This is a genomic window from Flavobacteriales bacterium (assembly GCA_016715895.1).
Lineage (GTDB): Bacteria > Bacteroidota > Bacteroidia > Flavobacteriales_F > PHOS-HE28 > PHOS-HE28.
On the sequence record JADJXH010000004.1, the window covers coordinates 1,011,815 to 1,033,683 of the forward strand.

15 protein-coding genes are annotated in these 21,869 nt (G+C 65.3%); 10 read left to right on the forward strand and 5 right to left on the reverse strand.

Annotated features, from left to right (window positions below; all coding sequences use genetic code 11):
• Positions 1-104: 104 nt before the first annotated feature.
• On the reverse strand, positions 105-1,283 hold the full coding sequence (locus tag IPM49_12945) for a rhodanese domain-containing protein (GenBank protein ID MBK9275426.1): 1,179 nt from the start codon (positions 1,281-1,283) through the stop codon (positions 105-107).
• A gap of 225 nt (positions 1,284-1,508) precedes the next feature.
• On the opposite strand from IPM49_12945, the gene IPM49_12950 reads away from it, so the two are divergent.
• From IPM49_12950 to IPM49_12970, 5 genes are all read left to right on the forward strand, one after another.
• Positions 1,509-1,721, forward strand: a complete 213-nt coding sequence (locus IPM49_12950; protein ID MBK9275427.1) for a hypothetical protein — start codon at positions 1,509-1,511, stop codon at positions 1,719-1,721.
• A gap of 183 nt (positions 1,722-1,904) precedes the next feature.
• Positions 1,905-2,849 carry an NAD-dependent epimerase/dehydratase family protein gene (locus tag IPM49_12955; GenBank protein MBK9275428.1) on the forward strand — a complete coding sequence of 315 codons (945 nt, stop codon included), beginning with the start codon at positions 1,905-1,907 and terminating at the stop codon, positions 2,847-2,849.
• A gap of 63 nt (positions 2,850-2,912) precedes the next feature.
• On the forward strand, positions 2,913-3,806 hold the full coding sequence (locus tag IPM49_12960) for a toxin-antitoxin system YwqK family antitoxin (protein MBK9275429.1): 894 nt from the start codon (positions 2,913-2,915) through the stop codon (positions 3,804-3,806).
• A gap of 43 nt (positions 3,807-3,849) precedes the next feature.
• The gene (locus tag IPM49_12965) at positions 3,850-5,334 is read left to right on the forward strand and encodes a cysteine--tRNA ligase (protein MBK9275430.1); all 1,485 of its coding nucleotides are present in this window, start codon (positions 3,850-3,852) and stop codon (positions 5,332-5,334) included.
• Positions 5,331-6,335 (forward strand): M28 family peptidase, encoded by a 1,005-nt coding sequence (locus IPM49_12970; GenBank protein MBK9275431.1) that lies wholly within the window; start codon positions 5,331-5,333, stop codon positions 6,333-6,335. The genes IPM49_12965 and IPM49_12970 overlap by 4 nt, the downstream gene beginning before the upstream one ends.
• Before the next feature lie 60 nt (positions 6,336-6,395).
• Here the strand turns inward: IPM49_12970 and IPM49_12975 are convergent, their stop codons facing one another.
• Both IPM49_12975 and IPM49_12980 read right to left on the reverse strand, forming a co-directional pair.
• The gene (locus tag IPM49_12975) at positions 6,396-8,381 is read right to left on the reverse strand and encodes a VCBS repeat-containing protein (protein ID MBK9275432.1); all 1,986 of its coding nucleotides are present in this window, start codon (positions 8,379-8,381) and stop codon (positions 6,396-6,398) included.
• Between the two features lie 19 nt (positions 8,382-8,400).
• Positions 8,401-9,516 carry a hypothetical protein gene (locus tag IPM49_12980; protein MBK9275433.1) on the reverse strand — a complete coding sequence of 372 codons (1,116 nt, stop codon included), beginning with the start codon at positions 9,514-9,516 and terminating at the stop codon, positions 8,401-8,403.
• 93 nt (positions 9,517-9,609) lie between these two features.
• On the opposite strand from IPM49_12980, the gene polA reads away from it, so the two are divergent.
• The 3 genes from polA (at position 9,610) to IPM49_12995 (ending at position 13,869) form a co-directional block, all read left to right on the forward strand.
• Positions 9,610-12,474 carry a DNA polymerase I gene (gene polA, locus IPM49_12985; protein ID MBK9275434.1) on the forward strand — a complete coding sequence of 955 codons (2,865 nt, stop codon included), beginning with the start codon at positions 9,610-9,612 and terminating at the stop codon, positions 12,472-12,474.
• Positions 12,475-12,538: 64 nt separating this feature from the next.
• The gene (locus IPM49_12990) at positions 12,539-13,417 is read left to right on the forward strand and encodes a hypothetical protein (protein ID MBK9275435.1); all 879 of its coding nucleotides are present in this window, start codon (positions 12,539-12,541) and stop codon (positions 13,415-13,417) included.
• An 8-nt stretch (positions 13,418-13,425) separates the two neighbouring features.
• Positions 13,426-13,869, forward strand: a complete 444-nt coding sequence (locus IPM49_12995; protein ID MBK9275436.1) for a hypothetical protein — start codon at positions 13,426-13,428, stop codon at positions 13,867-13,869.
• Positions 13,870-13,942: 73 nt separating this feature from the next.
• On the opposite strand, the gene IPM49_13000 is transcribed toward IPM49_12995, so the two are convergent.
• Positions 13,943-16,045, reverse strand: coding sequence for a choice-of-anchor J domain-containing protein (locus tag IPM49_13000; GenBank protein MBK9275437.1), 2,103 nt, complete (start codon positions 16,043-16,045; stop codon positions 13,943-13,945).
• A gap of 170 nt (positions 16,046-16,215) precedes the next feature.
• Positions 16,216-17,361, reverse strand: coding sequence for a cystathionine gamma-synthase (locus tag IPM49_13005; GenBank protein MBK9275438.1), 1,146 nt, complete (start codon positions 17,359-17,361; stop codon positions 16,216-16,218).
• Between the two features lie 332 nt (positions 17,362-17,693).
• Here IPM49_13005 and IPM49_13010 point away from each other — a divergent pair, with 332 nt between their 5' ends.
• Together IPM49_13010 and IPM49_13015 are read left to right on the forward strand one after the other, a co-directional pair.
• Positions 17,694-20,321 carry a T9SS type A sorting domain-containing protein gene (locus tag IPM49_13010; GenBank protein MBK9275439.1) on the forward strand — a complete coding sequence of 876 codons (2,628 nt, stop codon included), beginning with the start codon at positions 17,694-17,696 and terminating at the stop codon, positions 20,319-20,321.
• A 116-nt stretch (positions 20,322-20,437) separates the two neighbouring features.
• A complete protein-coding gene (locus IPM49_13015) occupies positions 20,438-21,772 on the forward strand; it encodes a T9SS type A sorting domain-containing protein (protein MBK9275440.1) in 1,335 nt (444 codons plus the stop codon).
• The last annotated feature ends 97 nt before the right edge of the window (positions 21,773-21,869 follow it).

Consider the following 21,869-nt stretch of genomic DNA (forward strand, 5'->3'; position numbering starts at 1 on the left):
CTGAATGCGGGTGAATGGCGAATGGTCAATGGTGAATGGCAGAGCGGGCGGCTGCCCATTCACCATTCACTAACGACCAGTCGCCTGAGTTCATGGATGCGACGTTAGGAAGCTTGCGTGGCGTTGGAGCTGATCTTGCTCAACTCCGGATGCAGCGTGCCGTTCAGCGCGAGCAGCTCCTCCTCTTCGCGGATGCGGCGGCGCAGGCCTTCGGGGTCGTTGATGGCCTTGGTCTTCGTGCTGCGGGTACTGCGGCCCTTGCGCCAGGCGCGCTGAGCTTCGATCGGCAGCTGGTGGATCTCGCGGCAGCTGGGGGAGCAGCAGTCGGCGTATTTCGTTGCGCACGCTTCACATTGCACCAGCAGCAGGTTGCAGGTGGCCTCGTGGCAGTTGGTGATGCGGTCGCTGGGGGTGCCGCACTGCATGCAGGTGCTCACCACATCGTCTGTGATGCGCTCGGCCAGCCGCTCGTCGAACACGAAGTTCTGGCCGAGGTACTTGCTTTTCAGGCCTTCGGCCTTCAGCTGGCGCGCGTAGTCGATGATGCCGCCGTGCAATTGGCTCACCTTGGTGAAGCCTTGATGCTTGAGGTAGGCACTGGCCTTCTCGCAGCGGATGCCGCCGGTGCAGTACAACAGGATCTCGGGCTCCGTAGCGGGTCGACCCAGTGGGTTGACGGTACGGGTGCCATCGTTCGGCGTTGGCGGATCCTGCTGGCGCAGCATCTCCACCACCTCCTCGAGGGCCCCGCGGAAGTTGTCGGCCTTGGGAAGGTAGGCGCCCTCGAAATGCCCGATGAGGCACTCGTAGTTGTTGCGCATGTCGATCACCAGGGCGCCTTCCTCCATCTTCCGGTTGAAGGTGGCGGCATCCAGGTGCTCGCCGACGTTGGTCACATCGAAGGCATCGTCGACCAGACCGTCGGCCACGATCTTCTTCTTCACCCGCACGATCAGCTTCAGGAAACTCCTGCCGTCATCTTCGACCGCGATCTTCCACGGCACGTGCGCGAACGCCGGGCGTGCATCCAGCGCTGTGCGGAACCGCTCCAGGTCGGTCGTGGGCACGCTCACCTGTGCGTTGATGCCTTCCGGGGCGATGTACACGCGGCCCAGCACGCCCAGGGCCTCCCATTCCATGTAGAGGTCGTTGCGGAGGTCCTCCACCTCCGCCAGCCTCACGTAGCGATAGAAGGAGAGGGTGGTGCGTGGCGCACGTTCGTGCTCCAGGCGGGCGCGGAGGACATCCGGACGGTGCAGGTTGCGGAGGCGGTGCGGATCCACGGGACGTGCGCCGGGCCTTCGGGCGCGACGGTACCGCGAAAGTACGGACCCGCCCGTCGCACCAGACCCGCTGGCGCGTCCACGGGCCCGGCGGACGGGTGGGCGGGGACAGTGTGAATGGGCGTGCCGCCTGGGAAGGACGATCGCAGGGCGTGCGCCATCCGCTGATCGGGGTTCAAGGTGGATCCCCTAGCTTGCCCACAACACCAACACCGGACCTTTACCATGAACACGTTCAAGCTGATCGCCGCAGTGGCGGTATTGACGGCCTCCCTGGCCTCCTGCAGGAGGTGCGAGACCTGCAGGGTCGTGAACAACGGAACGACCACCTACGAAGGCAAAGCGTGTGGGAACAAGGACGTCCGCGATTCCAATCAGCGGGCGTGCGAAGACCAGGCAGCTATTTACGGGGGCACCTGCACCTGCGAGAAGTCCTAGGACCACGGGTGATCGCGCAACGGGCATCCTTCACACGAAGGATGCTCGTTCGCGTTCGCCCCCTGCGGTCCACAGGTGGTATGGCGCTGGGACACCCCCGTGGGCGGGGTACGGCCGCTGGCATCGACCGGGAGCGCGAACACGACTAGATTCGCCGTCCAACTCCAATTCCAGCGGGCACGCATGTCCAAGAGGATCCTGGTGATCGGCAGTTCGGGCCAGATCGGCACCGAGCTGGTTGAAGGCCTGCGGGCCCGCTTCGGCAGTGAGAACGTGGTGGCCTCCGACATCAAGGAGCCACAAGTAAAGCAGGACGGCCCCTTCGCCATGGTGGACGCCATGGACCGCCGCGGCATCGAGCGCATCATCGACAAGCACGGCATCACGGAGGTCTACCTCCTCGCCGCCCTGCTGAGCGCAACCGCCGAGAAGGACCCCGCCTTCGCCTGGAAGCTGAACATGGAGGGCCTCTTCATCGTGCTCGAACTGGCGCGCGAGGGCAAGTTGAGACGGGTGTACTGGCCCAGCAGCATCGCCGTGTTCGGGCCCACCACACCCAAGGACGGCACGCCCCAGCGCACGGTGACCGAGCCCACCACGGTGTACGGCATCAGCAAGCTGGCCGGCGAGGGCTGGTGCCAGTACTACCACCAGCGCTACGGGGTGGACGTGCGGAGCATCCGCTACCCCGGCCTCATCGGCTGGAAGAGCGCGCCCGGTGGCGGCACCACGGACTATGCGGTGCACATCTTCCACGAGGCCATCAAGCACGGCACCTACACCAGCTTCCTCGGCCCGGAGAGCACCCTGCCGATGATGTACATGCCCGACGCCATCCGCGCCACCATCGACCTCATGGAGGCCCCGGCGGAGCAGGTGAAGGTGCGCACCAGCTACAACCTGGCCGGCTTCAGCTTCAACCCCGAACAGATCGCCGCCGAGGTGCGCCGGCATATCCCGGGCTTCACCATGGCCTATGCCCCGGACCATCGGCAGGCCATCGCCGACAGCTGGCCCCGCAGCATCGACGACAGCGCCGCCCGCGCCGATTGGGGCTGGAAACCGCACTACGACCTGAAGGCCATGGTGGACGACATGATGGCCAACCTCAAGGGGCGCGTGGGCTGAGGAGGCGATCGAAACCCCCGGACCATCAGCGGCGTATAGCGGGCGTCCCGAACGGGCCCCGCCATGTTCCGTGCCCTGATCCTCATTGTCCTGGTCCTCTGCGCGATCCCTTCCGCAGTGGGTCGCGCGCAGGCCAACGGGCCGGCCACGACCGCCATCAATCAGGTCGACGCGCAGGGCCGGCGCACAGGGCCCTGGCGGCTGCTGGCCCCGCAGGAGGGGCGCTCCGGATACACGGACGGCCAGCTGATCGAGGAGGGCAGCTACCTGAACGGCAAGCGCACCGGGACCTGGGTGCGCTACTGGCCCAACGGCAAGGTGATGAGCGAGATCACCTACCACCTGGGCCGGCCAAAGGGCCCCTACAAGACCTATTTCCCCAGCGGCAAGGCCGAGGAGCAGGGCAACTGGGACCTGGACCGCAACACCGGTGCGTTCAAGCGATGGCATCCCAACGGCGAACTGGCCCAGGAGTTCGTCTTCGATCAGTACGGCACACGGGACGGCCAGCAGAAGTACTACCACGAGAACGGACAGCTGGCCGTGTCGGTGAACATCGAGCAGGGCAGGGAGGATGGGACCTTGAAGCGGTACTACGCCAACGGCGACCTGCAGCAGGTGGCCGAGTTCGATGGGGGCGTCATCAATGCCGCCAACAGCAAGTACATCAAGCCGGTGCACCGCGACGCCGCCGTGGCCCCTGAGCCGGTCGGCAAGGTGGCCCCTGCCGTGGGCGCCGAGGAGCGCCCCAACGCGGTGACCTTCCGCGAGAACGGATACAACACATTGTATGACAGGCAGTTGCGCCTGTCCCAAGTGGGCATGTTCAAGGCCGGCCGGCTCTACGACGGCAAGCGGTACCGCTACGATGCGAACGGGAAGCTGGTGCGCATCGAGATGTACCAGGACGGGCGCTATGCCGGCGATGGGGTCATCACCGACGACGACCTGCAATAGCCGCGGCAGTGGGCTGGCTACCTTCGTGGCCGCTCCGCCGACCATGTCCGACGCCAAGAAAGGTCCGTTCTTCCTGACCAACACGCTCACCCGCCGCAAGGAGGAGTTCGTGCCGTTGCGCCCGCCGCATGTGGGCCTCTATGTGTGCGGACCCACGGTGTACAGCGATGTGCACCTGGGCAACGTGCGCAGCTTCCTCACCTTCGATGTGCTGTACCGCTGGCTGACCTTCATCGGCTACACGGTGCGGTACGTGCGCAACATCACCGATGTGGGCCATCTGGTGGGGGATGTGGACGAGGGGGAGGACAAGATCGCCAAGCGCGCCCGGCTGGAACGGCTGGAGCCCATGGAGATCGTGCAGAAGTACACCAATGGCTTCCACGATGTGATGCGGCTCTTCAACATCCTGCCGCCCAGCATCGAGCCCACCGCCACCGGTCACCTCATCGAGCAGATCGAGATGGTGAAGCGCATCATCGGCAGCGGCTACGCCTACGAGGCCAACGGCAGCGTGTACTTCGATGTGCCCCGGTTCGCGGAGAAGCACGCCTACGGCGAACTGAGCGGCCGGAGGATCGACGAACTGCTGGCGAACACGCGCGACACCGAGGGCATGGACGAGAAGCGCAGCCCACTCGACTTCGCCATTTGGAAGAAGGCCGACCCCACGCACCTGATGAAATGGCCCAGCCCCTGGGGGGAGGGCTTCCCCGGCTGGCACCTGGAGTGCAGCGCCATGAGCACCAAGTACCTGGGCCTCACCTTCGACATCCACGGCGGCGGCATGGACCTGAAGTTCCCGCACCACGAGTGCGAGATCGCGCAGAGCGTGGCCGCTGATGGGCATGCCCCCGTGCGCTACTGGATGCATGGCAACATGCTCACCGTGAACGGACGGAAGATGGCCAAGAGCGAGGGCAACGGCTTCACGCCGGAGGAGCTGCTCACCGGCGACCACAAGCTGCTGGAGAAGGGCTACAGCGCCATGACGGTGCGCTTCTTCATGCTGCAGTGCCATTACGCCAGCACGCTGGACTTCAGCAACGCCGCCATGCAGGCCTCGGAAAAGGGACTGGAGCGACTGATGAAGGCCATGGCGCTGCTGCCGAAGCTGAAGGCCGCCGACACGGACGAGGCCGACATCATGGCCTTGGAGCAGCGCTGCCATGCGGCCATGAACGATGACCTCAACACGCCGGTGATGATCGCCGAACTGTTCGAGGCCGTGCGCATCATCAATTCGGTGAACGACGGGAAGCTGAAGCTCACCGCCTCATCCATCGCGAGGCTTCAGGCCATGATGCAGGTCCTGGTGCGCGATGTGCTCGGCATCCGGGAGGAGACCGCGGCCGCGAGCGGGGGCGACGATGCGTTGGACGCCCTCGTGCAGGAGTTCATCCGCCTGCGCGCCGAGGCCAAGGCCCGGAAGGACTTCGCCACGGGCGATGCCATTCGCGACCGGCTGGCGGCCATCGGCATCGTGTTGAAGGACACCAAGGAAGGCACCACATGGGAGCGCGCATGATCCCCCTTCGCAGGTGGTCCTGGCTGGCGCTGGCGTTCGCCGTGCAGGCCTGCACGCCGGACGGTCCGCCGAAGCAGGAGGTGCCGAAGCCGGTGCCTGTGCAGCTGCCGCCGGCACCACCGTTCAACGCCGACAGCGCGTACGCCTTCGTGGCGCAGCAGGTGGCCTTCGGGCCGCGTGTGCCCGGTACCCCGGCGCATGCGGCCTGTGGGGACTGGATCGTGGCCCGGCTGAAGGCGTCGGGGGCGAGCGTCACCGAACAGCGCGGCACGGTGACGGCGTTCAACGGCAACCCCCTGCCGCTGCGCAACATCATCGGCAGCTGGCGTCCCAGCGCCCGCGAGCGCATCCTGCTGCTGGCGCACTACGACACGCGTCCTTTCGCCGACAAGGACGAGGAGCGCCGCAACGAGCCCATCCTCGGTGCCAATGACGGCGGCAGCGGTGTGGGCATTCTGCTGGAGATCGCGCGGCACCTCGGAACGGCCACGGACACCGCATTGCTCGGGGTGGACCTGCTCTTCACCGATGTGGAGGACTACGGAGAGCCCACCGGGGCCATGACCATGGAGTCCAACAGCATCGCCACCTGGGCCCTTGGCAGCCAGTACTGGGCCAAGAACCCGCACGTGGCAAGGTACACCGCGCGCTTCGGTGTGCTGCTGGACATGTGCGGGGCGAAGGATGCGCGCTTCTACCAGGAGTCGATCAGCATGCAGTATGCCCCGCAGGTGGTGCGCAAGCTGTGGCGGACCGCGGCGGCGTTGGGCCATGGGGGCCGTTTCGTGGCGGAGACGCGCCACTTCGTAGGCACGGACGACCACCTGCCGATCAACGAGCTGCTGCGCATCCCCACGGCGGACATCATCGAGTACCACGAAGCCACCGGGGCCTTCCACCCCAGCTGGCACACGCACGATGACGACATGGACGTGATCGATCGTGCCACATTGCACGCCGTGGGCTCCACGGTGATGGAGGTGCTGTGGAAGGAGCGGTGAGGATCCACGAACAGGAAGGGCCCACCGAACCGGTGGGCCCTTCCTGTTCGTGACCGCTCCTCAGCGCTTCACGAAGCGCTCCTGCAGCAGGCTGCCTTCCTGGTCCACCTGGATCACGTACACCCCGGGGGCGATGCCGGTGATGTCCACGGTGGGCTCATGGAGGACGGTGCGCAGCACGGGCTGGCCGGCGGTATTCAGCACGGTGGCGATCGCGTTGCGCAACGGGGTCTCCGAGCTCAGGTACAGGATGGTCTCGGCCGGGTTGGGAAAGGCGTTCAACAGGGTGGGGCGCACGGACTCGTTCACAGCGGTGGAAAGGCCCTCGATCACATGCACCGCACCATTGACCGCGACCGCGTTGATCACATCCACGATCCCGCTGGGCCAGTATACGGTCACCTGATCCACTTCGCTGTCCTGGCCCAGCCCGAAATGGGCGTTCAGCGTGCTCATGTACCGGAACCCGTCCCCGCTCCGGATGTCGCGGATCTGCGTGCCGGACGCGGTGATGATCTCCACGCGGGCGCCGATGCCATTGGTGTTGCTCACCGTCCCCTGCAGGGTCACCTTCAGCCAGTTGTTGCCGGTGAGGGCGTTCACGTGCACGGTGCTGCCGTTGACGATATCCAGGTAGCCGTCGTTGTCCAGGTCGCCCACCGGTCCGTTGGTCGGGGTCACCGTGTGCAGGCTGAAGGTCATGTCCCCGTTGTTGCGGAGCAGCTTGCCACCGCCCAGCACATCGAGCCAGCCGTCGTTGTCGAAGTCGTGGGTGATCCACTCGATGCTGGTGCCACCGTGGACGTCGAAGCCCGAGCCGACCGTCACGTTGGTGAAGGTGCTGCCGTCATTGCGCATCAGCTTGTGGCCCCCGTTGGTGAAGGAGCTGGCACCCTGCACCAGGTCCATGTCGCCGTCGTTGTCGTAATCGCCCCAGGCCGAGCTCCAGCTCTGCTGGTTGTCCGCCAGGTTCATCAGCGCGGCCACCTCGGTCCACGTGCCGTCCCCGTTGTTGCGGTGCAGCTGGTCGATGTTGGCCGGGCCGACACCACCGCGGCACTTGGCGATGAAGAGGTCCACATCGTGGTCGTTGTCATAATCCACCCAGATGCTGCCGTAGTTGCCGCCATCGGGCGTGTCGCCAAGTCCGCCCTGATAGTAGGTGAGGTTGCCCTGGCCGTCGTTCAGGTAGTACACGTTGGGCTCCACGTCGTGGCAGATGAAGGCGTCCAGGTGCCCGTCGTTGTTGATGTCCACGTAGTTGGAGCGCTGGCAGAAGATCCACTCGGTCTGCGAGTTCTCGATATAGGCGGTGGCGTCGGCGTTGGCCAGCATGAAGGTGGCCGATCCCCCGGCGTAGAGCAGGTCGTTGTATCCGTTGCCGTCCAGGTCCCCGGCCGCCATGCTCCAATAGGGCGTGGTGTCCGCCGTATCGGTGGGGAAGGTGGTCTGGACAAGTCCACCACCGGCCTGCTGGTGGTTGATGGTGATCTGCAGGTCGGTGACCCGCACCACATCGTCCAGATGGTCCCCGTTCATGTCCACGGCGGCCTGGCCGGAGCCGCTGGCGGCCGGCAGGGTCAGGGGCGAAAAGCTGAACACCGGGATCACGATCGGGGATTCGGTGAGCGAAAAGGTGAAGCCATTGGAGCTCCAGCGATTGTCGAAGGCGATGATGTAGGTGAAGCCGGCCGCCACGTTGAAGGTGAGGAAGGCGGTGTTGTTCACACCGGAATCATCGTCACCCGCCACGCAGGCCAGGGCGCCGCAGCCGCCCAGGTACACATGCACCCGGCTGTCGGTCAGCGCCCCCACGGCCGTGTTGATCGCCACGGTGTAGCTGGCCGTGGGCGTGTAGCTGTACCACTCGCCCGCTGTTGCCCCGGCGCCGTTCTGGGCGCAAATGGGTGTGGGCACCTGCGTGCCATTGACCGCGGAGACCACGTAGGTGCCGGCGGTGATGGGCAGGGCCGTCGCACAGTTGTCCTGTGCCAGGGTCGGCAGTGCGGCGAGCAGGCCGATCGTGATGGGGAGCAGTGGCTTCATGGGTGGTCCGGGGTGATGTTCAGGGGCAGGGTGGTCCGAGCGAGGCGATCCATTCGTTGATCAGGGCAAGCCCCTCGCGATGTACGAGGGTTCGGCCGAGAAGGGGCATGCGCACCGCACCATCGGTGGAGCTCAAGCGCAGGTGCATCATGGAGCGGGTGGTGTCGCCGGCGGCCACGATGTGGGTCACCGAGGGATCGATCGGGTCGTCCGGCAGCACGCAGACCCCGAGGTTCGCCGGGTCGTCGGTATCCTGGAACGCCAGCCGCAGCGGGCGGTAATCGCAATGGCGCTGGTCCGAGTGGCAGTGGGCGCATTGCATGTCCAGGTAACCGCGCACACGGTCCACCACCGGCAGTGACGGCTCCGTCCAGTCCGGCGTTGCTTCGATCCCCGAAGGAAGGCCCGGCGCGAGGTAGCCTTCCTGCACCCACCGCGCCAACTGGTTCATCGTGCCCTCCGGGTAGGCCATGTCCGCGTTCAGGTTGCGCGGCTTCGGGCCGATGGGCAGCGGATCGGTGTTCACCTTGTGGCAGGTGAAGCACTCGGAGGCCGAGGGAATGCGGTAGGTCGTGCTCATCGTCCCATGCTCGGCGTCCGTCCAGCTGATGGGCAGATAGCTGCCGTCCATGTCGAGGTGGGCTTCGATCTGATCGGGGGTCCACACGTAGTTCGCGAACTCCCACACCCCGTTGCGGCGGAACATCAACCGGGTCTCGATGATTCGGCGCTCCCCGTCAGGCACCGTGTTGTCGTACCAGAAGTTCTTGATCAGGACGGCCCCTTCATCGAAGGCCAACGGCTCATGGTCGCTCACGTAGTGGGCTTGGGCGCCCTCCGGCATCCACACGAAGCGGTTCTTGTGGGCGTAGTCCGTGAACAGGGTGTTGATCGGGGCGAAGGGAAGCACGCCGGCATTGGGCTGCAGGTCGGCCAGGTCTCCCGTGAAGAACCGATAGGCGCTCAGGGTGGAGTAGGGCACGTTCGCCAGATCGAAGATCACCGGCTCCCCCGGCTGCGCGGCCGGTGCACCCTCCGGTGCCATCACCTCGTGCCGGCAGGCCGTGAACAGGACCGCGCACACGCCGGCCAGGCGGACCGCCCAGGGGGTGAAGGGGTGCAGGCCGCAGCGCATGACCGAAGGTAGACGCTTGGACCGGACCGGACGGCGCCTTGGTGTCGGGCGGTCTTGCGATCCTGCACCGGCAGGCCGGGCTATCTTGCCCGCATGTCCGATGCGACCCTGTCCGGAGCTGCGACCGCCGATGCGGACAAGCGCCTCTTCCTCCTCGACGCCTACGCCCTCATCTACCGGGCCTACTTCAGCTTCATCCGGGCACCCCGGGTGAACAGCAAGGGCTTCAACACCAGCGCGGCCTTCGGCTTCACCACCACCCTGCTCGACCTCATCAAGCGCGAGCAGCCCACCCACATCGCCGTGGTGTTCGACACCGCCGCGCCCACCGAACGGCATGAGACCCTGCTGGACTACAAGGCCAACCGCGAGGAGATGCCCGATGACATCCGCAGCAACGTGCCCTACATCCGCCGGATCATCGAGGCGCTGAACATCCCCGTGCTGGAGAGCGACGGCTACGAGGCCGATGATGTGATCGGCACCCTGGCGAAGAAGGCCGAGGCTGAGGGCTACACCACCTACATGGTGACCCCGGACAAGGACTTCGGGCAGCTGGTGACCGACAAGATCATCATGTACAAGCCCGGCCGCGGTGGTGATCCGCCCGAGAAGCTGGGCCCGAAGGAGATCTGCGAGCGCTGGGGCTTACAGACCACCGACCAGGTGAAGGACATCCTCGGCCTCATGGGCGATGCGGTGGACAACATCCCCGGCATCCCGGGCATCGGCGAGAAGACCGCCATCAAGCTGGTGCAGCAGTTCGGCAGCCTGGAGGGCGTGATCGAGAACGCCGACAAGCTGAAAGGCAAGCAGCAGGAGAACGTCATCGCCTTCGCTGAGCAGGGCCGCCTGAGCAAGAAGCTGGCGACCATCCTGATCGACGCACCCGTGGAGCTGGACCACGACGCGCTCCATCTGGATCCGCCGGACAAGGACAAGGTGCTGGAGGTGTTCAGCGAGCTGGAGTTCAAGACCCTCGCGAACCGGGTGCTGGGCGGCGAAGCCAACGGTGCGGCGGAAGAGCCCAAGGCCGCGAAACGTGGGAAAGCGGCGGCGGTCAACCCCGGCCAGGTGGACCTCTTCGGCAGCCATGTCGATGCCGAGGGCAACGTGGAGCTGACCGAGCTGGCCACCATCGACACCGTGCCGCACCGCTACTTCCTGGCGCGCACCAGCGAGGACCTGTACATGCTCGCGGCCCAGCTCAAGAAGCAGCCGCGCTTCTGCTTCGATACGGAGACCACCAGCACCGACGAGCGCGTGGCCGAACTGGTGGGCCTCGCCTTCAGCTGGAAGCCCCATGAAGGCCACTACGTGCCCGTGCCCGCGGACCAGGCCGAGGCCCAGCGTATCGTGGACATCTTCAAGCCCATCCTGGAGAACGAAGCCATCGGCAAGGTGGCGCAGAACGCCAAGTACGACATCCGGGTGCTGGCCCGCTACGGTGTGGAGGTGAAGGGCCCGCTCTTCGACACCATGGTCGCGCACTTCCTGCTGAAGCCCGACCTGCAGAAGCACGGCATGGACTACCTGAGCGAGACCTACCTGGGCTACCGGCCGGTGAGCATCACCACGCTCATCGGTGAAAAAGGACGCGGCAAGGTGCAAAAGAGCATGCGCGACGTGGAGGTGGAACTGGTGAAGGAATACGCCGCAGAGGACGCGGACATCACCTGGCAGCTCGCCAAGAAGCTGGAGCCGCTGCTCGCCGAGGACGAAGTGACCGGCCTGTTCAACGACGTGGAGATGCCACTGGTGCACGTGCTCGCCGACATGGAGACCGAGGGCATCCGCATCGACATCCCGGCCCTGAAACAGTTCAGCGAAGAGCTGGGCACCGAGCTGGTGCGCCTGCAGGACGCCATCCACCAGGCCTGCGGGGTGAACTTCAACATCGACAGCCCCAAGCAACTGGGCGATGTGCTCTTCGAGACCTTGAAGCTCGGCGGCGACAAGGTGAAGAAGACCGCGAAGACCGGGCAGTACCAGACCAGCGAGGACATCCTGCAGGAGCTGACCAACGCGCACCCTGTGATCCCGCTGATCCTGGACTACCGCAGCCTGCGCAAGCTGAAGGGCACCTACGTGGACACCCTGCCCGAAGCGGCCGACCCCGTGACCCACCGCGTGCACACCAGCTACCTGCAGACCGTGGCTGCCACCGGGCGCCTGGCCAGCAACGACCCCAACCTGCAGAACATCCCGATCCGCACGGAGAAGGGCCGCGAGATCCGCAAGGCCTTCGTGCCGCGCAGTGAGGAATACCAGCTGCTCAGCGCGGACTACAGCCAGATCGAGCTGCGCATCATCGCCCACATGAGCGGCGACCGCAACATGCAGGAGGCTTTCCGCCATGGGCTGGACATCCACGCGGCCACGGCCGCCAAGGTGTTCAACGTGGACATCGCGGAGGTGACGCGCGAGCAGCGCAGCCGGGCCAAGGCCGTGAACTTCGGCATCGCCTACGGGCAGGGGGCCTTCGGCCTCAGCCAGAACCTGGGGATCCCGCGGGCGGAGGCCAAGCAGATCATCGACGACTACTTCGCGCAGTTCCCCGGCGTGCGCAACTACATGGACGAGATGATCGGCTTCTGCCGCACCCACGGCTACATCAAGACGTTGATGGGCCGGCGCCGCTACCTGCCGGACATCACCAGCGCCAACAACACGGTGCGGGCCCAGGCCGAGCGCATCGCCATCAACGCGCCCATGCAGGGTTCGGCGGCGGACATCATCAAGGTGGCCATGGTGAACATCCACCGCGACATCAAGGCGCAGGGGCTGAAGAGCAGGCTGCTGCTGCAGGTGCACGACGAACTGGTGTTCGACGCGCATGTGGACGAGCTGGCCACGATGAAGGAGCTGGTGAAGGAGCGCATGGAGGGTGCCCTGGCGCTGGATGTGCCGCTGGTTGTTGACATGGGCGTGGGGAAAAACTGGCTGGAGGCGCACTGACCTGCGGCCGGTCGGGATGGACCTTTACCGCAGACTGGATCCCATGAATCATACCTCCCGGACCGTGTGGCCCCTTGCGGCCGCTTTGGCCGTGCTGGTCGCCTGTGGTGGCGGCGAAAGCGGCCAACAGGACACCTTGAACGTGCCCGACAGCGCGGACTCCGCGGCGCAGGCCGAGCGGATGCGGAAGACCCGCAACATCTTCTACAACATCCCGTCACCCATGGAGACCGCGGCCCTGTTGAAGAAGGCCGGGGCCGAGTACGACAAGGACATCCTGAACGACGTGAAGAACGTGGACCGCTACACCGCGGCCAGCAAACAGGCGCTGAACCTCGGCATCTACGGGGCCGACCTGAGCTATGCCAGCGTGAACAACCAGACGCAGGAGAGCATGTTCTACACCAGCTGCGCCAAGAAGCTGGCCGATCGTCTGGGGGTGAGCAACGCCTTCAACGACACCACGCTGGAGCGGATGGAGGCGAACATGAACGACCGCGACTCGCTCCTGAGCATCATCAGCGAGACGTACTGGAACGTGGATGCCTACCTCAAGGAGAACGAGCGGGACAACATCAGCGCGCTGATGATCGCCGGCGGCTGGGTGGAAGGCCTGTACATCGCCACACAGGTGGCCAGGACGAAGGACACACCTGAACTGCGGTCGCGCATCGCCGAGCAGCGCCTGAGCCTCGATGATCTGCTGGGCCTGATGGACACCTACACGGGCACTGACGAGGCCCTGAACGGGGCCAAGGCCGATCTGAAGGCCCTGGCCGAGCTGTTCGGTCCGGCGCCTGCGGCCGGTGCGCCCGCCGAGGTGACGCAGGAGAACGGTGTGGCCGTGATCGGAGGGGGCGAGCCTGCGGCGGCCCTCACCGACGATCAGCTCAAGGCGATCACCGAGAAGACCGCCACCATCCGCAACGCATACATCAACTGAGCACCGCCATGACCGCCTTGCGAACGACCCTCGCCCATGCAGCCCTGGCCGGTGCCCTGCTGGTGGCCACCACCGCCGCGCAGGCCCAGTGCCGCAGCTTCGCCAAGAACAAATGCGTACCGGAGCTGGCCCCGTACAAGTTCAATGAGTCCTTCAACGCGGCCCAGCTCGCCCCCGGTGAGGAGGCCGAGGTGAACCTCACCTTCTTCAGCGGGCAGGAATACCGCGTGATGGTGTGCACCCACCCCATCCTGGGCGAGGTGAACTGGAAGCTCGTGGATGCCTCCAACAAGATCGTGTTCGAGAGCCTGGCCGATGAGCCCAAGCATCACTTCGACCTGCGCATGGCCTCCACGCAGCAGATGAAGGTGGTGGTCTGGGTGCCGGGCAAGGCGCGCACCGACATGGTGCACGTCGGCTGCGTGGCCATCCTCGTGGGCTTCAAGGAGTGATCCGGCCCACGGTCCTTTCACACGAAGGCCCGGTCGAAAGACCGGGCCTTCGTGTTCCTTGATGGAGCGATGCTCACTCCTTGGTGAAGCGCGTGAGCTGCGTACGCCCGTTCTGGCGGATGACCGCCAGGTAGACGCCTTTGGCCAGCCCGTCCACTGGCAGGGCGAGGCGATTGAGGCCGCCGGGCAGGATGCGCTCCGGCAGCTGGGCCACCAAGCGGCCCACGGGATCCATCACCTGCACCTGCAGCGGCCCGGTCTCGCGCAGGTCCATCACCAGGTCGGCGGCGGCACCGGCCGGGTTGGGCACCACGCGCAGGCCCTCGCTGCCCTCGGTCACCAGTTCGGCCATGCCCACCGGGGCGCCGTTCACATTGATGTTATCGATGAACAGATTGTTCCCGCCGTCGCTCTCGAACTCGAACTTGAATCGGAACTCGCTCACGTGGTAGCTCGTGCTGATGTTGTCCACCACCGATTCAGCCCATTGCGACTCGTTCGATGGTGTGAACGGGCTGGTCTGGAGGGAGGCCGTGTTCAGGGCGCCGGTGCCGTACAGGATGTCGCGCAGGCTCCAGCTCTCCCCACAGTCCTTGCTCACGTACAGCTTCAGCACATCGTTGTTCGCCGTGTTCCGCTGGGCGTAGGCGTAGCGGTAGCTGATCACGATGTCGGTGGCGCTGCTCATGTCCAGTGTGTTGCTCACCAGTTCGTCCACTTCACCCGGGCTGCTCACGTAGTTGTTGAGGCGCACGCTTTTGCTGCTCTGGTACCCGGTGGTGCTCACGAACTGGAAGCCGCCATTGCCGCCCGCATCGTTCAACGCCCAGTCGGCGTTCGGCAGGGTGGTGGTGGCCTCGAAGCCTTCACTGTAGGGCACGGCCAGACCGGCGGCCGGCATCACCATCACGTAGTTGTTCACCTGGGTGCTCACCTGCGTATTGCCGTTGCCGGCCACCAGGGTCACCGGATAGAGCCCCGGGCTGCCGTAGGTCACCACCGGGTTCTGGTCGGTGCTGGTGGACGGGGTGCCGCCCGGGAACGACCACTCCCATGTGGTGGCGCCATGGTAGCTCACATCGGTGAACTGCACGGTGCCGCCGGAGCACACCTCGCGCAGGTCGCTGGTGAAGGCCGCGGCACAAAGCACATCAGTGCCCGTGGTGCCGGTGGCGGCCAGGTTGGACGGTTGCCAAAGCTGGTTGCGCTGGGCGGTCCCCGAGTTCAAGGCGGCCAGCATCCGCGTCTTCTGGCCTTCGGTGAACATCTTGGAGCAGTAGGAATACTCCATGTAGTTCTCCACGTTGTCGAGGGTGCTGTTGCAGGTCGCCCCGGCCAGGGTGCAGCTGGTCCATCCCTCGGTGTTCGGCGTGTCGCCCACGTTGTCGTCCTCGTTGCAGTTGGCCGCGATGCCCGGTTCGTTGGTGGGGCCCCAGGTGTGGCGCAGGTTGATCCAGTGCCCCACCTCGTGGGTGAGCGTGCGCGAGCGGCCCGGGCTGCTGGTGCCGATGCTGCCCGTATAATTGTGCAGGAGCACGATGCCATCAGCCGCCGCCCACTGAGGGTTGTTCACCGAACCAGGGGTCAGCGTGTACCCAGCAGCGCCATCGGCATAAGCGCAGACCCAGACGTTCAGGTACTTGTTCCGCGGCCACTGGATCAGGTCCTTCATGTCCTGCGTGCCGTCGTTGGTGAGGATGCTCTGGATGCGGTTGATGCCGCTGGTGCAGTTGCCGTCCGGGTCCAGCTGGGCCAGGCGGAAGGTGATGCCCACATCCGCCACGATGCCCAGGAACTCCGGCCGCACGTTGTCCCAGTCGGCGTTCAGCTTGTTGAAGTCGTCGTTCAGCACCCGGATCGCATCGTACACCTGGGCATCGCTGATGTTTTCCGGACCGTTGTTGTGGATGATGTGGAACACCACCGGCAGCACGTAGGTGCTGCCACCCCGCTCGGCCTCGCTCAACTGAGCGTACTGCTGGGTGAAGGCCTCCAGGTCGGCCTCATCGTCGGCGATGCGCTGCAACGAATGCGGGTCGTTGTGGTGGAAGGGGGCCAGGTGCTCCAGGGAGTGCGTGCTGCAGTGGAATGGCACGTCCTGTTGGGCCAGGGCGGGGTGCAGCAGCAAGAGGGCCGACGCCAGGGCGATCGGTCCAAAGGGCTTCGTACGGGTCATTGCAAGGGGCTCCGAAGTAGGGGAGCGCAAGATAAACGGCCACCCCCCTCCAACTGTTGGTCAACAACCCCGCTTTTCGCCCCGACCCTTGGGATCCGAGCCGGGAATGACAACCGGCTGACGATCAGAGGCTGCAGCGCCCCGCTTCGTTGGTCGTTCGATGGAGCCGTTCAGCCGATGGCCTGAGCCAGGTCGTCGATCAGGTCGGCCGCGTCCTCCGTGCCCACGCTCAGGCGGATCAGGGTGTCGGCCAGCCCGTTGCGCAGGCGCTCCTCCCGGGGGATGCTCGCATGCGTCATGCTCGCCGGGTGCCCGATCAGGCTCTCCACCCCGCCGAGCGATTCGGCCAGGGCGAACAGGCTGGTCCGCGACAGCACCCGGGTGGCGTCCTCCATGCGGTCGCCCTTCAGGGTGAAGCTCACCATGCCGCCGAAGCCGCGCATCTGCGCCTTGGCCACGGCGTGGTTGCTGTGCTCCGGCAGGCCGGGCCAGTACACGCGGTCCACCTTCGGGTGCGCCTTCAGGTAATGGGCCACCGCCTCGCCGTTGGTGCAGTGCCGCTCCATGCGCAGGTGCAGGGTCTTCAGGCCGCGCAGCACCAGGAAGCAGTCCATTGGGCCGGGGGTGGCCCCACTGCTGTTCTGCACGAAGGCCAGGCGCTCGGCCAGGGCGTCGTCGTTCACCACCAGCGCGCCCATCACCACGTCGCTGTGGCCGCCCAGGTACTTGGTGGCGGAGTGCATCACGATGTCCGCGCCCAAGTCGAGGGGGTTCTGCAGCGCGGGGCTGGCAAAGGTGTTGTCCACGGCCAGCCAGCAGCCCTGCGCCTTGGCCAGCGCGGCCATGGCCGCGATGTTGATCACCTTCAGCAGCGGGTTGGTGGGGGTCTCCACCCAGATCAGGCGGGTGGCCGGCGTCAGGGCCTGTTGCACCTGGGCCGGGTCGGCCATGTCCACGAAGCTGAAGCGGATGCCGAAGCCCTCGAAGATCTTGGTGAACAGGCGGTAGGTGCCGCCGTACAGGTCGTTGGTGCTCACCACATGGTCCCCCGGCTTCAGCAGCTTGATCAGCGCGTCGATGCTGGCCATGCCCGTGGCGAAGCACAGGCCGTGGCGGCCGTTCTCCAGTTCGGCCAGGGCGCGCTGCAGCGCGGTGCGCGTGGGGTTGTGCGTGCGGCTGTACTCGTAGCCCTTGTGGTCGCCGGGGGCGGCCTGCACGTAGGTGCTCGTCTGGTAGATCGGCGTCATGATGGCGCCCGTGGTGGGGTCGGGCTCCACGCCGGCGTGTACGGCCTTGGTGCCGAAGCGGTGGCTCATGGGGTCGGTGGGGACTTGATCGGTGCGGCGCGAAGGTAGAGGGGGTGTGGAAACGGGTGCGTCGCCCTGATCATCAACGGATGATGTCAAATGTGATCGTACCCCTTTTTCTTGGCGATCGATCGATCCGCGTGGGAACGATCGGTTTTCACCTTAGCTTCGACCAGGCGCTTCGGACGTCAGGAAAGTCGTTTCGTTCACTAACCCACGCAGTTACAATGAAGCCTCGATCCTTCTTCCTGTGCGGCGTTCTGTTCCTCGCTGCAACCTCCCAAGCCCAGCTTCTGGATGCCACCGGCGATACCTTGGGGCCTGTCGCGTACCGCACGGAGATGGGCCAGACCATCGACACTGATGGTGATCCCGTAGGCGACCTGCTGTACTATTCAGAGGGCCATCCCGTTACGGTATGGATCCATGAGACACCCGCCATGACCTTCTCCTTCCGGGACCAGGACACCCTGTACAGCGTGCGCATGGACTTCGTAGGCGAAGGGGTGGACCCCGGCGCGGTGCTGAGCGTGATCAAGGAGACCACCGACCTGAGCAACTACTACCTGGCCCATACGGGCGCGGGGGTGGAGGGTGTGCCGGCCGCCGGGGCCCTCTGGCGCCAGGACCTGTATCCGCGCATCAGCATACAGCATTATGCAGGTGCCTACGGCCCCAAGATGGCCTTCGTGATGGAGCCGGGTGCCGAACCGGCCCAGATCCAGATGCTCTTCAGCGGGCAGGACAGCCTGGCGATCGACTGGCAGGGGGCGGTGCGCGCCTATGTGGGCGAGCGCTTCCTGCGGCTGGAGGAGGCCTTCGCCTACCAGGTGATCAACGGCAGCGTGGTGCCGGTAAGCTGGTCGCCCAACTACGACCTGGTGAACGGCGGCGCCCAGGTCTTCTTCGAGTTCGGCACCTACGATGACAACCATCCGTTGATCTTCCAGATCGGCCCGCCACCCCCACTCGGCGGCGGTGGCGCCACTTCGGACTGGCGCACCCTGCTGGGCAGTGCCACCGGTGTGGGTGGCGACGACTCCTGGGGCAACGCTGCCGTGGCCGCGCCCGATGGTGACCTGCTCATCGCCGGCAACACCATCGACCAGGTGTTCCCCGCCAACACCGGTACGGTCATCCATCAAGGCGTGTGGGACATCTACTACGGTCGCTTCGACTATGCCCCCGGGGACCCAGCCTTCGATGCCAGACGTATCTACACCACCTACTTCGGGGGCACGGGCTCGGATAAACCGATCGTGGCGCACTACGCCAGCGATGACCACCTTTACATAGGTGGGTGGTCCAATAGTTCGAACATCGACATCGAACCTGACATTGATCCTGCGGATGGATCATACTGGCAGAACACGCTTAAAGGAACAACGGACGGGCTGTTGATCAAAGCGGATCCCACCAGCGGTTTGCTGGTCCGCAGCACCTATTTCGGCGGTGAGGGCGATGAGATGTTCACGGCCGCAACGGAGGATGTGTTCGGCGACCTGTACTTCGGCGGGGCCAGCAGCACGGCCACGGGCACGGCCAGCGGCACCTGCACGGCCGTGGCCACGGGCTTGCCCTTGTGCGACCCGGGCGGCACGGCCTACCACCAAACGAGCAACGCCGGTGGCACCGACCTCTTCCTCCTGAAGCTGGACCCGGACTTCAGCATGCTGAACTCCACCTTCTACGGGGGTGCAGCGGACGACCTGCTCTTTGACATGGCCTACTATCAGGACCCCGTGGGCTTCAACGACCGGATCATCGCCGTGGGCCGCACGGACGGCAGCATCCCCCAAGGGGATCCGGGGGCCTTCTGGCTGCCCGGCGTGGCGGACAGCACCGGCTTCATCCTCACCTACAAGACATCGGGAGCCCTGGCCTGGACCACCAACCTGCACGGCCTGGAACGCCTGGAGGCCGCCGCGGTGCAACCTGGTACTGACCGCTTGGTGGTGATGGGCACCACGCACGACACGGAGACCACGCCTGTGCAGACCGTGGACACGTGCGCGGCGGTGGGCGGCGCGCTCTCCATCTGCGACCCCGGCGCGGGCGCCTACCAAGATGCCGTGGTGGAGTACACCGACCAGTATTTCGCGGAGTTCGATGTCCTCAGCGGCCAGTTGTTCTGGTCCACCACCCACGGCGGCACCATCCGCGAGGATGCCGACCATACCGCCCTGCTGGAGTACGACATGCGCCAGTACCATCCCTTCCTCATCCGCCGCTTCTGCGACCTGGTGCTGGATGAGGAGGGCACCTTGTTCGCCTTGGGCATCGCCATGCAGACCGGCGATACATCGTTGGCGCCCAACATCGACCACCCCACCCTGGCGGCCTTCGGGTTCTACAACCAACCCTGGCGCACGGATGCCGGCCGCTTGCAGACCGAGGTGCTGCTGAGCTGTTTCGACGCGCAACGCCAGCGCGTGTGGGCCACCACCTTCGGGGCGTACTTCGAGCTCATTGAAGACTACCTCACCGACAAAGGTTGGCGGCCCGTGGCCTGTGATTGGGGGCATGACCTGGCCCTTGTGCCCGGCGAAGCCTTGTATTGGGCCGGCAGTTCAGGCGGTGTGGCCTTCGATGACGCCTGCCCCTATCCGGGGGTGTCCTGGTGCGAACCCAGCTTGACCTTCGGCGATCCGGGCGACATCAGCCACGGCTTCGCCGCCCGCATGAACCTGCAGGGGATCACCATCGGTGTGCCTGAGGAGACCGCAACCGACCCTCAGGAACTAACGTGCCATCCGAATCCCACCCACGATCGTGTGCTACTCAGCACGGCCGGGCGTCCTCTATCCATGGCTGTGGTGGACGTCTTTGATGGTCGCGGCACCTTGGTCCTACGCACGCGGACAAGTGCTTCAGGGGAGCTGCGGGTTGATCAGCTGGCTCCCGGCCTCTACAGTATTGTGCAACGCACAGCCGATCGCTCGTTGTCGGTCCGGATCATCAAGCGCTGACCGTGATGCGCTGGGCCATTGTGCTTTGCGTTCAGACGGCGGTTCCCGCACTGCGAGCGCAGCCATCGCTATGGCAGGAGTTTGCGTCGGGTATCGGTCAGGGCTACGCCATATCCATGTTCACCGATACGGCCACGGATGCCCTCTACATCGGTGGCAACTTCTGGCGCACATCAGATGGTTCGGTCATCAGTCCGGGCATCCTTCGCTGGGATGGTTCGACAATGATGCCGTTGGGCTGCGGTCTTCATTCCGGGGCATGGGATTGCGTGTCACCCATCTTTGGCGGTGGCATCGTGTACGCGATCACCAGGCACCAAGGGGCCTTGTTCGCAGCAGGAACCTTCAATCACTCGGGGACCGTGCAAACGAAGTTCGTTGCCCGTTGGGACGGCACATCCTGGCAACCCCTCCAGAACGGCCTTAGCGGCCCGGTGTACAGTTTGCGTTCCTATCCGGACGGACTTTATGCGGCCGGATGGTTCGAGTACGCCAACGACACCCTGGAGGTGAACGGCCTGGCGCGCTGGGATGGCAGTACCTGGCATAACGTACACGACCTGCCCAGGCTGAACCCCAACGACATCAACCGCATCAACGACCTGGCCTACTACCAAGGGGAACTCTACATCGGTGGGGAGCTCGCAGGCACCAACGGCCGGCTGGACATCGCCAAATGGGATGGCACGGCCTGGGTGGATGTGGACGGCGGCTTCCTCGGTGTCTTCAGCACGGTGAACAAGTTCGCGGTACACGACGGGCTGCTGTACATCGCGGGCTCCTTCGCCAACTACCCGCCCTACGGCCACCCGGACAATCCGGGCAGCGGCATCGTCACCTGGGATGGCAGCACCTGGGACGACCTGGCCGGGGGCACCTCGGGGTCCAGCAACGCCACCGTCACCCGCATGGTGTGGCTGCGGGACACCTTGCATGTGGTGGGCCTGTTCGGCCGCATCGGCGGGGTGCCCACCGGCCGCATCGCGCGCTGGGACGGCCAGCAGTGGTGCAGCCTGGTGCCGCTGGATTACTTCTACCCGGACATCGGCCCCATCGGCGTGTTCCGCGACACCTTGTACGTGGGCGGTTCCTTCACGGTGGCCGGTCCGGACAGCATCAACCGCGTGGCCAAGTGGGTGGCGGGCAGCTATGTGGACAGTTGCCAGGTGTTCGTGGGCGTGGGGCCGGAGCACACAGATCCGCAGGGAACAGGCGGGCTTTCGCTCCACCCCAATCCGTCTGAAGACGCGGTGTCCCTTTCACGGGGTGGCCGGCCTCAGCCCGATGTTCCCTACGTGGTACACGATGCGCTCGGGCGCCTTGTGGTCAGCGGCCGAACGGACGCGGCGTCCACCCTGGATGTGCGCTACCTGGTCCCAGGGGCGTATGCGGTTACGGTGTTGAACAGCCAAGGCGCGGTGCTCGGCCAGGGGCGCATGATCAAGCGCTGAGCGAACGGTCGGGGCTGTGGCCTCATCCATCGCATGGTGTGTGGTTGGTCGATCCATCCCTGAGTCCTCTCTTTGTCGCACGGGGTGCTTCCTTGGT

What these genes read in the sequence shown, in the direction of transcription:
- IPM49_12975 (MBK9275432.1), bottom strand. Translation starts at nt 8,381, where the DNA reads ATGAAGCCACTGCTCCCCATCACGATCGGCCTGCTCGCCGCACTGCCG.
- IPM49_12960 (MBK9275429.1), top strand. Translation starts at nt 2,913, where the DNA reads ATGTTCCGTGCCCTGATCCTCATTGTCCTGGTCCTCTGCGCGATCCCT.
- IPM49_12970 (MBK9275431.1), top strand. Translation starts at nt 5,331, where the DNA reads ATGATCCCCCTTCGCAGGTGGTCCTGGCTGGCGCTGGCGTTCGCCGTG.
- IPM49_13005 (MBK9275438.1), bottom strand. Translation starts at nt 17,361, where the DNA reads ATGAGCCACCGCTTCGGCACCAAGGCCGTACACGCCGGCGTGGAGCCC.
- IPM49_12995 (MBK9275436.1), top strand. Translation starts at nt 13,426, where the DNA reads ATGACCGCCTTGCGAACGACCCTCGCCCATGCAGCCCTGGCCGGTGCC.
- IPM49_13010 (MBK9275439.1), top strand. Translation starts at nt 17,694, where the DNA reads ATGGGCCAGACCATCGACACTGATGGTGATCCCGTAGGCGACCTGCTG.
- IPM49_13000 (MBK9275437.1), bottom strand. Translation starts at nt 16,045, where the DNA reads ATGACCCGTACGAAGCCCTTTGGACCGATCGCCCTGGCGTCGGCCCTC.
- IPM49_12950 (MBK9275427.1), top strand. Translation starts at nt 1,509, where the DNA reads ATGAACACGTTCAAGCTGATCGCCGCAGTGGCGGTATTGACGGCCTCC.
- IPM49_13015 (MBK9275440.1), top strand. Translation starts at nt 20,438, where the DNA reads ATGTTCACCGATACGGCCACGGATGCCCTCTACATCGGTGGCAACTTC.
- polA (MBK9275434.1), top strand. Translation starts at nt 9,610, where the DNA reads ATGTCCGATGCGACCCTGTCCGGAGCTGCGACCGCCGATGCGGACAAG.
- IPM49_12955 (MBK9275428.1), top strand. Translation starts at nt 1,905, where the DNA reads ATGTCCAAGAGGATCCTGGTGATCGGCAGTTCGGGCCAGATCGGCACC.
- IPM49_12980 (MBK9275433.1), bottom strand. Translation starts at nt 9,516, where the DNA reads ATGCGCTGCGGCCTGCACCCCTTCACCCCCTGGGCGGTCCGCCTGGCC.
- IPM49_12965 (MBK9275430.1), top strand. Translation starts at nt 3,850, where the DNA reads ATGTCCGACGCCAAGAAAGGTCCGTTCTTCCTGACCAACACGCTCACC.